Source organism: Pseudomonas sp. PS02303 (genome assembly GCF_029959925.1).
Taxonomy (GTDB): Bacteria; Pseudomonadota; Gammaproteobacteria; order Pseudomonadales; family Pseudomonadaceae; genus Aquipseudomonas; species Aquipseudomonas mandelii.
The window spans coordinates 1-9,653 of the sequence record NZ_JASCOM010000221.1 but is presented as its reverse complement, the minus strand read 5'-3'; the positions used below and the strand labels follow the sequence as shown (position 1 = coordinate 9,653).

General features: G+C 61.7%; 4 protein-coding genes. 1 reads left to right on the top strand and 3 read right to left on the bottom strand.

The genetic code is table 11. The features are described 5' to 3' along the window. On the top strand, positions 1-5,591 hold a 5,591-nt coding region (locus tag QMX98_RS28050; protein ID WP_282411712.1), incomplete at its 5' end, for a VCBS domain-containing protein. 392 nt (positions 5,592-5,983) lie between these two features. Here the strand turns inward: QMX98_RS28050 and QMX98_RS28045 are convergent. From QMX98_RS28045 to lapG, 3 genes are all read right to left on the bottom strand, one after another. Continuing rightward, the gene (locus QMX98_RS28045; protein WP_010461993.1) at positions 5,984-6,343 is read right to left on the bottom strand and encodes a DUF6124 family protein; all 360 of its coding nucleotides are present in this window, start codon (positions 6,341-6,343) and stop codon (positions 5,984-5,986) included. Positions 6,344-6,789: 446 nt separating this feature from the next. Next, a complete protein-coding gene (gene lapD, locus QMX98_RS28040) occupies positions 6,790-8,730 on the bottom strand; it encodes a cyclic di-GMP receptor LapD (RefSeq protein WP_282411711.1) in 1,941 nt (646 codons plus the stop codon). A gap of 22 nt (positions 8,731-8,752) precedes the next feature. Beyond that, entirely contained in the window at positions 8,753-9,460 is a 708-nt protein-coding gene (lapG, locus tag QMX98_RS28035) for a cysteine protease LapG (RefSeq protein ID WP_010461977.1), read from the bottom strand. Between the last annotated feature and the right edge of the window lie 193 nt (positions 9,461-9,653).

Here is a 9,653-nt window from a genome sequence, read left to right as displayed (position 1 = left end):
CGACCGGCGTAGTCAGTTACAGCTACACCCTGGCCGATAACGAAGCGCATCCGACGGCCAACGGTGCCAACGGGATCTCCGAGCAATTCGCCGTCACCGTGGTCGATGACAACGGCACCACCGCCAACGGCAATCTCGACGTCAACATCGTCGACGACCTGCCCCAAGCCGTAGACGACAGCAACGCCGGCACCGCTTCGGAAACCCTGCTGACCCTCAACGGCAATGTGCTGACCAACGACACCCAAGGCGCCGACCGCGTGACCGTCGGCGAAAACGCCGGCCCGATCACCCCCGGCACTTTCATCGGGACTTACGGCACGTTGGTGCTGAATGCCAACGGCACGTACACCTACACCCTGAACACCAGCGATGCCGACTTCAAAGCGTTGCACGGCAATGGCAGCGGCACGGAAACCTTCACCTACACCCTCACCGATGCCGACGGCGATACCAGCACCGCCAACCTGGTGCTGAACATCCAAAACAACGATGACCCGGTGACCCTCAACGGCCTCGACGTCGCCGGTGGTGAACTGACTGTCTACGAGAAAAACCTCAGCGACGGCACCAGCCCGAACGCGCCCGCGCTGACCCAGAGCGGCACCTTTACCGTGACCGCCCTCGATGGCCTGCAAACCCTGACGGTCGGCGGCATTTCGGTGGTCAGCGGTGGCGTGGCCGCAGGCTTCCCGCAATCGATCGTCACACCGCTCGGCAGCACGCTGACCATCACCGGCTACAACCCGACCACCGGCGTCATCAGCTACAGCTACACCCTGGCGGACAACGAAACTCATCCGAATGCCAGCGGTGCCAACAGCCTCACCGAGAATTTCAACGTGGTGGCGACGGACACCGACGGCAGCACTGCGTCGGGCCAGATCAACGTCAACATCGTCGACGACCTGCCCACCGCCAACCCTGATTACGCTTCGGTAGACGAGGGCGCGACCGTCTCGGGCAACGTGCTGGATAACGACATCGGCGGTGCCGATGGCCCGGCGCTCAGCGGCGCCGTGATTGGCGTGCGCGCAGGCTCGGACACCTCGACCTCGGCCATCGGTGGACTGGGCACCAACATCAACGGCACCTACGGTTACCTGACGCTGGATGCCAACGGCAATGCGACCTACCACAGCAATCCCAACGCGGTGAACGGCCCCGGCGCGACCGATGTGTTCACCTATACCGTGCGTGATGCCGATGGTGACGAAAGCACCACCACCATCACCATCGACGTGTCCAACAGCTGCATTGTCGCGTCCACCGATGCCGACGTGACCGTCTACGAAAATGCCCTCGACCTGACCAAGGACGGGCAAGACCTGGCGGCCGGCACGGTCATCGGCAGCGACCCGACCAGCACCGGCGAAACCGCCAAGGGCACGCTGGTCGGCTCGGTCACCGGTGCGATCGGCGCGATCACTTACACGCTGGTGGGCAGCGCCACGGGCAACTATGGCCAGATTCAGCTCAACCCCAACGGCACGTACACCTACACCCTGACCTCGCCTGCGACCACCACGCCGCCTGCCAACGATGGCGCGAATTCGCTGACCGAAAGTTTCACCTACCAGGCCACCGATTCCCTGGGTAACAGCACCACCAGCACCATCGTGGTAAAAATCCTCGATGACGTGCCAAAAGCCTTCAACGACAGCAACACCGGCACAGCGTCGGAGGCCGCGCTGACGCTCAATGGCAATGTCCTGAGCAACGACGTTCAGGGCGCGGACCGTGTCGTCACCGGCCCGAACGCCGGGCCTGTGACCCCAGGCACCTTCACCGGGACTTACGGCACCCTGGTGCTCAACGCCAACGGCACGTACACCTACACGCTGAACACCAATGATGCGGACTTCAAAAACCTGCACGGCGGCGGCACCGGCACTGAAACTTTCGCCTACACCATTACCGATGCCGACGGCGATACCAGCACCGCCAACCTGGTGCTGAACATCCAGAACAACAACGACCCGGTCACGCTCAACGGCCTCGATGTGTACGGCGGTGAACTGACCGTCTACGAGAAAAACCTCAGCGACGGCACCACGCCGAACGCGCCCGCCCTGTCCCAGAGCGGCACCTTCACCGTGACCGCGCTGGACGGGCTGCAAACCCTGACCGTCGGCGGCATTGCACTGGTCACTGGCGGCGTGGCGGCAGGCTTCCCGCAATCGATCGTCACACCGCTCGGCAGCACGCTGACCATCACCGGCTACAACCCGGCCACCGGCGTGGTCAGTTACAGCTACACCCTGGCGGACAACGAAACTCATCCGAACGCCAACGGCGCCAACAGCATCACCGAGAACTTCAACGTGGTGGCGACGGACACTGACGGCAGCACCGCGACGGGTCAGATCAACGTCAACATCGTCGATGATTTACCGACGGCCAAAGCGGACACGGCGAGCGTGGTCGAAGGCGGCACGGTCAGCGGCAACGTGCTGGACAACGACATCGGCGGTGCAGATGGCCCGGCACTCAGCGGCGCAGTGATTGGCGTGCGCGCAGGCTCGGACACTTCGTCCTCGGCCATCGGCGGCCTGGGCACGAACATCAATGGCACCTACGGTTACCTGACGCTGGATGCCAACGGCAACGCGGTTTACCACAGCAATCCCAACGCCGTGAGCGGTGCCGGTGCCACCGACACGTTTACCTACACCGTGCGCGATGCCGATGGCGATGAAAGCACCACCACTATCACCATCGATGTGTACAACAGCTGCATCAAAGCGGTCAGCGACACCGATGTCACCGTCTATGAGAAAGCGCTGGACCTGACCAAGGACGGGCTGGACCTGGCGGCCGGTACTGTCACGGGCAGCGAGCCCGGCAACACCGGCGAAACGGCCACCGGCACCCTGGTCGGCTCCGTTACTGGCGCGAGTGGCGCCATCACCTACACCCTGGTCGGCAGCGCCACCGGGGCCTACGGGCAAATGCTGCTCAACCCCAACGGTACCTACACCTACACCCTGACGTCGGCGCCGAAAACCTCGCCGAACACCAACGACGGCCCGAATACCCTGACCGAAAGCTTCACCTACAAAGCCACCGATGCGCTGGGCAACAGCACCACCAGCACCATCGTGGTGAACATCGTCGATGACGTGCCCAAGGTCGTCGGCGCGGAGCGTTCGGTGGCGGCTGTGGAGATCGATTCCAACCTGCTGCTGGTGATCGACGTCTCCGGCAGCATGGTCGACCCCTCCGGTGTACCGGGGCTATCGCGCCTCGAACTGGCCAAGCAGGCGATCAGTGCCTTGCTCGACAAATACGACGACCTGGGCGATGTGAAAGTGCAGATCGTCACCTTCAGCAGCAACGCCACCGACAAGACATCGATCTGGGTGGATGTGGCGACCGCCAAGTCGATCATCTCCGGCCTGACTGCCGGCGGTGGCACCAACTACGACGCCGCTGTCGCGACGATGCAAACGGCGTTCAACACCTCGGGCAAACTGACCGGGGCGCAGAACGTCGGCTACTTCTTCTCCGACGGCAAACCCAACGAAGGCGACATCGGCAGCGCAGATGAGGCCGCGCTCAAAGCCTTCCTCGACGCCAACAGCATCAAGAACTACGCGATCGGCTTGGGCAGCGGCGTGAGCAACGCTTACCTCGATCCGCTGGCTTATGACGGCAGCACCCACACCAACACCAACGCGGTGGTGGTGACCGATCTCAACCAACTCAACTCGGTGCTCTCGGGCACGGTGGTCGGCGCGCCGGTGACGGGCACCTTGCTGGAGGGCGGTACGTTCGGCGCCGATGGCGGCTTCATCAAAACCCTCGTGGTCGACGGCACGACGTACACCTACGACCCTAAAGGCAACAGCAATCAGGGTTCGTTGAACTTCAGTGGCGGCGCCAACCACGGCACCTTCAACACGGTGAACAACAGCATCAGCATCGCCACCAACAATGGCGGCACGTTGGTGGTGAACCTCGACACCGGCGAGTACACCTACACCTCGCAAAAAACCACGGCAGTGGTGATTACCGAAAACATCGGCTTCACCGCCAGCGACAACGACGGCGACCTGGCCAGCTCCACGCTGACGGTCAAAGTCATCCCGAACACGGCGCCGGTGGCGGTCGATGACCACATCATCACCAACGTGCTCTCGGGCAACATCGTGGTGCCGGGCGAGTTGCTGCTGGCCAACGACACCGATGCCGATGGCGATCCGCTGACGGCTTCACCCACCAACTTCAACACCGGCTGGATTTCCAAAGGCGCCGACTTCACCGGCACCGGGGCGATCAGCTTCTCCTCGACCGGCAACAACAACGCCAACCAGGTCCTGGCGAACGTGCGCAACGCCTTTGCGGCGAACGCGACGACCATGACGGCGGTGCTGGTGGTCAGTGGATATCTGGGCGGGGTCACCGCCGGTAACGCCAATGATGAGGACCGGATCACCGTCAACCTCAAACAAGGCGAAACCCTCAACCTGGACCACAATCTGGCGGGCGGTCACATCGCCATGGAGTACTCGCTCAACGGCGGGGCATGGATCGTCCTCGCGGACGGGCAAACCCTCACCGCGGCGGCGGACGGGACCTACCAGATCCACGTCACCAACATCACCAACACCAGCGGCAGCGGCGTGAACAACGCGGAATACTACAAGCTGACCATGACCCTCGATTACGCCGGGGGCCATGACATCGCCCCGGATGCCCACGGCACCTACACCGCCAACGACAACCACGGCGGCAGCGACAGCGCGGGCGTGACCATCAGCTATCAGGACGGACATACCCTCACCGGCACGGCCGGCGACGATGTGCTGGTGGCGGGCACCGGCAACAACATCCTCAATGCCGGCGACGGCAACGATGTGCTCACCGCTGGTTCCGGCAACAACGAACTGCATGGCGGCGCCGGCAATGATTTGCTGTTCAGCGGCACCGGCAACGACCTGCTCGACGGCGGCACCGGCACCGACACCGTGAGTTACGCCCACGCCACCGCCGGGGTCTCGGTCGACCTGAGCGTGGCCACCGCGCAAAACACTGGCGGCGCCGGCACCGACACCCTGACCGCGATCGAAAACCTCACCGGTTCCAACTTCAACGACTCGCTCACGGGCGACAACCTGAGCAACGTCATCACCGGCGGTTTGGGCGATGACATCCTCAAGGGCGGCGGCGGTGACGACTTCCTGATCGGCGGCCTGGGCAACAACACCCTGACCGGCGGGGCAGGGGCCGACACCTTCCAGTGGCTCAAAGGCAACAGCGGCCACGACCTCGTCACCGACTTCACCCCAGGCACCGACAAACTCGACTTGTCGCAACTGCTGCAAGGCGAAAACGGCACCGCAGCATCGCTGGATGACTACCTGCACTTCAAAGTCATCGGCAGCGGCGCCTCGGTCCTGACCAGCATCGACGTCAGCGCCATGGCCGGCGCGGCACCGAACCAGACCATCGACCTGGCCGGCGTCAACCTGGCCAGCCACTACGGCGTCACGCCCGGAGCGGGCGGCGTGGTGGCGGGCGGGCACGATACCGCGACCATCATCAATGGCATGTTGAATGACCATTCGTTGAAGGTGGACACCGTGTGACCTGAAGGCTGACCTCTGAAACGACAAAACCCGCCATTCCTGGGTAAGGAATGGCGGGTTTTTGTTGTCTGTGAGATCGCTTTCGCCGGATCGCCGCCCGGAACAAGCCCGCTCCGACACTTTGATCTTCAGTGAACACAAAACAGGCGAACAACCCAGATCAACTGTAGGAGCGAGGCTGCTCGCGAAGGCCCAAAAAACCACCACAAAACTCACAGCCTGACATGCTGTTGTGGCGAGGGAGCTTGCTCCCGCTGGCTTGCGAAGCAGCCCCAAAACCATTCACCTCGATTGTGTCTGATAAACAGCGTTTCGCTGGTTTTACGACTGCTGCGCAGCCGAGCGGGAGCAAGCTCCCTCGCCACAGGAAAGTGTTCGCACCAGGATTTTCGCTAACCCTGCGGAACGAAGTTATCCAGCATCCGATTCACCGCCAACTCCCCCAGCATCACCACCTGCTGAATCCCCAGTACCGTATTGCGATGCGAACCTTCCATCAACCCCGCAAAATTACTCAGCATCACACTCGCCGACGCCAGGGTTTCGCAGGCGTTGACCAGCAGCGTTTCGTCATTGGTGTCGGGAGCGATGGAATAGATGGTGCTCGGTTTACGCGGAGTGTCTGCGGGGATGACCGGTTTGAGGTAGTAGTCGAGGGCGCGGTCGGCGGCTTCGTTGAGTTTTTTGGAATCGGTGGATTCGTAGGGGGAAACGTCGTCGGTTTCGGGTGGGTTGGGTGTGATCTTGAACATGGTGAAACTCCTACAAGAAATGGAGCCACCAAGACCTGTCGCTAAACAAGTAAGGGTGGCGGCTGCACGCAGGTTAGCGAACCGGGTGTAGGCGCCCGGCAGACCCGAAAGTCTCCCGCGCACAGCCGCCATGACGTCAGTCGCAGACATGAACAATCTGCAAGAGAGTTGGGAGCGCTGTTGCGCCTACATAGGTTCGGGCCGCTAAACCCGATCGCTGATTTGTCAGCGACCGGGAAACAATAGAGCCCGACCCTAAGGCGCACAAGCCGGCGGATTCTGGCGCAGTCGTAGGCAACGGCGCAAGGATGTGTAGCCTTGGTCAGTGTCAGGAGATGTCTTTTTAAACATCGCCGTTTAACATGAAAAAATTCTCCGAAGCCTGCGGTCTTTTGGGCTGACACATCTGACAGCTGATGCCAACTTTCAGACCACAGTCATACCCCTTACATCGGCTCCGGCGGCCCAATCAGCCTTCCCATCACCCCAAACAACCCCAACTCCCGAATCACCTCCAGTTCCCCTTTGGTCTCGACCATCTCCGCAATCAACGGCAAATCAATGCTGTTGGTCGCCCGGTAGATCGCATCAATAAACAGCCGCTTGTCACTCTGCTCATCAATGTGGCGGATGTACGCCCCATCGATTTTCAAGTACGCCAATCCAAGCTGCGTCAGGTTGCCGATCTGGCTGAAGCTGCCGCCAAAGTGCTGCAAGCCGATGCGATAACCGGTGTCGAGCAGGCTGTGGCTCAGGCGTTGCAGTTCATCGGGGGGCGGCAGTTGGCGTTCGTCGATTTCCAGGGTCAGCAGAGGTGCCAGATCGGGCAGTGACTCGAGCATGTCGATGATTTGTCGCAGTTGCGCCGGGTCGCGCAAGGTACTGCCGGAGAGGCTCAACGCCAAGGGCCAGCGGTTGACGATGAGGTAGTCGAGGGTGGCTTCGAGCATCGCCAGGTCGAACCGCGCGGTCCAGCCGAGACGCTCGATCCAAGGCAGGAAATGCCCGGCGGCGATGGCCTCGCCTTGCGGGTCGAGCAGGCGCGCGAGGACTTTGTGGTGCAGCACCTGGCTGGTGTCGGCGCATTGCACCACGGGTTGGAAATACAGCTGCATTTTGCCCTCGGTGAGGGCGTCGTCGATCCAGGTGCGCCAGTCGTGTTGGGTGTGGTTCGTCGCGGTATCGGAGCGGGCCAGATGCACCCACGGCCGTTCGGGATGTTGCTGGGCCTGAGCCAGTGCTTGATCGAGGCGCAGCAGGACGTCGCTGGCCGGTTCGCCGGGCTGATAAGCGACCACGCCCAAATGCGCCACGGGCATGCAATCGCTGGCACCGGTCAGGCGCAGATTTTCCAGGGTGGCGCTGATTTCCGAGGCGAGTCGGGCGGCTTCGGTACTGTCCAGGCCGGGGGTCAGCAGGCTGAACTCACCACCACGATTGCGCGCCGCCAGCCAGGTACGGCGTTCAGGCAGCTGCGTCAGACGCTTGAGCAATTCGCCGACGGCGCTGATCAGCCCGTCGGTGCGCAGTCCGCCCAGGCGCTGGTTGAGACCGATCAGGTCGTTGATCCGCAGCATCAGTAAATGGCCGTCACTGCTTTGCTCGGAAACCAATAAATAGTCGGCCAGTTGTTCATCCAGCAAGCGTCGATTGGCCAGGCCGGTGAGGCTGTCCTGATAAGACTCGGCGCGCAGTTTTTCGCTGCGCGTGGCTTCTTCGGAAAACAGCGCCTTGAGCTTTTCGACCATCTGATTCATGGCCAGCACCACACGCCTCAGTTCAGGTGTGCGTGGCAATTTGGGCAGGCTGAGGAACTCGCGTTTGCTGATGGCTTCGGCCTGCCTGACCATTTTGTCGAGCGGGCGCAATTGACGGCGTAACAACCATCCACCGAATACGGCGCTGAGCAATCCGCAGACCAACAGCCAGATCAGGCTGCCGAGGGTGCTGTCCCAGAGTTTGGCCAGGGCGAACTGCGGATTGCTCAGCACTTCGACCCGCGCCACCTGTTCCCAGCCGCGCATGACCAAGGCATCGCCACCTTCCGGGCGCAGGTTGACCAGGCTCACAAACCAGCCGGGCACGCCTTCGATCTGTGCTGGTGCGCTGCGCTCCACCAGCACTTGTCCATCGACGATATTGACGACGCGGATGCTGCGGAAATAGCCGCTGTCGAAAATCGAGCTGACCATCAATTCGGTCATCGCCGGGTCGTCGATCTGCGCGGTCAACGATAAACCCAAGGCGGTGGCAGCGTCCTGGGCGTGGGAGCGCAACTGGCCGAGCATCTGTTCACGGGAGCTTTCCAGGCTGACAAAAAAACTGCCGCTGAAGGCCACCAGCAAGAACAGGCAAATGGCGAGAAACAACTGTTTGCGCAGTGACATAAAACGCTCCTTGCGATGGCGGCTAGCCTTCGCCCACGGCGAACCCTTCGGCTTGCATCTTTTTCAACACGTCCTGCCAACGCGACAACTTCTTCGAGTCGCTGCTGCGTTTGCCGCCATTGGCCCCCGGCAAGTACAGGCCTTCGGCATTGAAGGCGTACACCGGCAACAGGTCTTTGCGTTGGGAGGCGGGGCGGATCTCGCCGATCAGGTTGTCGAGCACCAGCGGCTCGGCCGTGGGGCTGCTGTAGAAGGTCAGCACCATGTGCGCCTGGTTTTGGGACAGTGCCTTGACGTAGGTAATGCGCAGTTTCTCGCTGGGAATCCCGAGTTGGCGCAGGCTGAAATATTTCGCCAGGGCGTAGTCTTCGCAGTCGGCGGCGCCCTTGATCAAGGATTCTTCCGGCGTGGCCCAGTAATCGGTCTGGCGCCAGATGCGCGTGTCGTCCTGAAAATTCAGCTGTTGATTGAAGAAGCGATTGACCGCGTCCAGTTGTTCGCGCTCGGGTTGGTTGAGTTCGCTTTTGAGCATTTGACTCCAGGCCTCGATTCTTCCTTGGGCGGGGCCGAGCGGACCGTAGCGCTTTTCGGCTATTTGCAGGATCTGCGTAAAGTTCCAGTTGGCCCACACGCTGCCGAGCCCGGTCAGCAGAAAACTCGCCAGCAGCAGCCATCCGCCGAGCCGAAGTCGGAGCGTTGACCTTCCTGGACTACGCCATCGACGGGACATGTCTGGCTGCTCGGGTGCAGATGACTGAAGTCTAGGCGGTGTTCTTTAAAAGACAGGACTAATCGTCGGGTCGGCAGATGGACCCTGTGGCGAGGGCGCTTGCTCCCGTTCGGCTGCGAAGCAGTCGCCAAACCAATCAATGAGGTCTGTCAGGAGAATTTTGGGGGGGGATGCTTCGCAACCCAGCGGGAGC